Source organism: Elstera litoralis (genome assembly GCF_000963705.1).
In the GTDB taxonomy this organism is placed as follows: Bacteria; Pseudomonadota; Alphaproteobacteria; order Elsterales; family Elsteraceae; genus Elstera; species Elstera litoralis.
The window spans coordinates 1-2,202 of the sequence record NZ_LAJY01000208.1 but is presented as its reverse complement, the minus strand read 5'-3'; the positions used below and the strand labels follow the sequence as shown (position 1 = coordinate 2,202).

The following is a 2,202-nucleotide window of genomic DNA, read 5'->3' as shown; positions in this document are numbered from 1 at the left end:
GGGCGGCTTGAAAATATCAACTCGCTCTTTACTAAAAAACAGTAAAAATATAGATGTAATATGCATGTTCCGGCACCGGCGGAGAGATTCCCCTTAAGGAGGGTCCGGCGATGGCGATGGGTCGATTTTGACTGAAAAACCTGGGGGTTCAGCAACGTCTGATCCTCACCTTTATCGCTTTGGTTGCTCTTATTGCAGGAGCAATCACGGCAAATTCATACCGCGTTGTTCATAAGGCGCTACTGCGCGACGCGCAGGTGAATGTCGATCGCGGGCTCGATGTTCTGAAACAGTTAATCGATGAGCGCGGCGGCCGCTTCTCCATGATGAACGACCAACTGATGCTGAATGATCTCGCGGTCGGCTTCGATGTCAGCCTGGTCGATACCGTCAGCAAGCTGACCGGCGGCGTGGCGACCATCTTTCAGAACGACGAGCGCGTTACCACCACCGTCCTGAGGCCCGATGGAGCGCGCGCCGTCGGCACCAAACTCGCCCCCGGCCCCGCCTATGATAGCGTGTTCCGCGAGAAGAAACCGTATCATGGCGCGGTCGATATTTTAGGCAAACCCCATATTGCCGTGTATGAGCCGATCCAAGATAGCGCCGGGCGCGTCATCGGTATTCTTTTTGTCGGCATGCCTGTGTCGGTGGTGGTCCAAGAGAATAATGATATCCTGCGCGACAATCTCATGGGGGCCGCGCTGGCGCTGATCCTCGGCGCTTTTATCATCGCCTGGGTCGTACGCTCGCAAATGCGCCGGGTCTCGCGCCTCACCGATCTTTTCGGCACGCTTCAGGATGACCCGAAGGTTCTGGACCTCGACGATACAAGCCGCCGCGATGAGATCGGTGCGCTGGCGCGGGCCTTAGTCGATTATTCCAACCAACTCGTCACCGCCCGCCGCCTCGCGGCACAGGAACACCAGAAAACCGCGCGCGATCTCGCCCGTAAACAGATGATCGAAGCCGCGATTGCCAGCTTCGGCAACTCTATCGATGGCGTCGTCGCCACGGTTGTTTCCGCCGCCGCCCAGCTTCAGCAAAACGCCGAAACGGTGAATAGCAATGCCATGATGACCTCGGAGCAAAGCAACGAGGTGGCCGTTGCCGCCGAACAAGCCACCGCCAATGTGCAAACGGTCGCCTCGGCTTCGGAGGAGTTGAACGCCTCGATCCGCGAGATCAATCGCCAGGTTGCCGAAGCCGCCAAATTCGCGGGCACCGCCGTATCGGAAGCGGAGCAGACCGGCAGCATCGTCCGCACTCTGTCGGAGGCCGGATTGCGGATCGGCGAAGTCGTTAGCCTGATTTCGGATATCGCCGCCCAAACCAATCTTCTCGCGCTGAACGCTACCATCGAAGCCGCGCGGGCCGGGGAGTCCGGGAAGGGGTTCGCCGTGGTTGCGGGCGAGGTGAAAAACCTCGCCGGGCAAACCGCGCGGGCCACGGAAGATATTCAAAATCAAGTCGGGGCGATCCAAGCCGCGACCCAACAAGCGGTTGCCGCCATCGCCTCGATTGGCAATACCATCGGCCATATCAACGAAATTAACCTCGGCGTGAAGGTAGCGATGGAAGAGCAAGGCGCCGCCACCTCAGAAATAGCCCGCAATGTTACCGAAGCCGCCAGCAGCACCCAGAATGTGACGGAGATCACCATCTCGGTCACGACGGCGGCGGTCGAAACCGGCAGCATGGCAGGCGAAGTTCTCGCCGCCGTTGGCAGCCTGACCCAGCAGGCGGAAACGCTGAAACGGGAGGTTCGCCACTTCCTCGGTAAGGTCCAGCACGACGCGGCGTAAAACCGCCTCGGTCGCGCAAGCTTTCCCTCCTCCCACCGTATTACTGAGCGCCCGGAAGACGGTTCACCCGTGATCCGGGCGTTTTTTTGGCGTTTGATCCATGTCGGCGCCACGAGCGGAAGCCGTGCTAATTATGCAGGCCTGCTTGACCAGGATGGCAGATACTCACCATCGTAAACTTCACAATACTTAATTATCTTATTCGCTAATGTTTCCGATAAATCACAGGCAGGAGTTATAAAATGACATTTTTTCCTAAGAAAAATTAGCCTAACTCAAAGACTTATAACGATTTTTATCGCGCTATCCTTGATAATATCAGTTTCCGTCGTTGGAAGTTCGTATTTTATTATTCGAGCCGCTCTTTCCCATGACGCCGAATCGGCCTTGGGACGCA

At 57.0% G+C, this 2,202-nt stretch carries 1 protein-coding gene; it reads left to right on the top strand.

All coding sequences use genetic code 11. The features are described 5' to 3' along the window. Nucleotides 1-257: 257 nt before the first annotated feature. Nucleotides 258-1,805, top strand: coding sequence for a methyl-accepting chemotaxis protein (locus VZ95_RS09105; protein ID WP_156995180.1), 1,548 nt, complete (start codon nt 258-260; stop codon nt 1,803-1,805). The last annotated feature ends 397 nt before the right edge of the window (nt 1,806-2,202 follow it).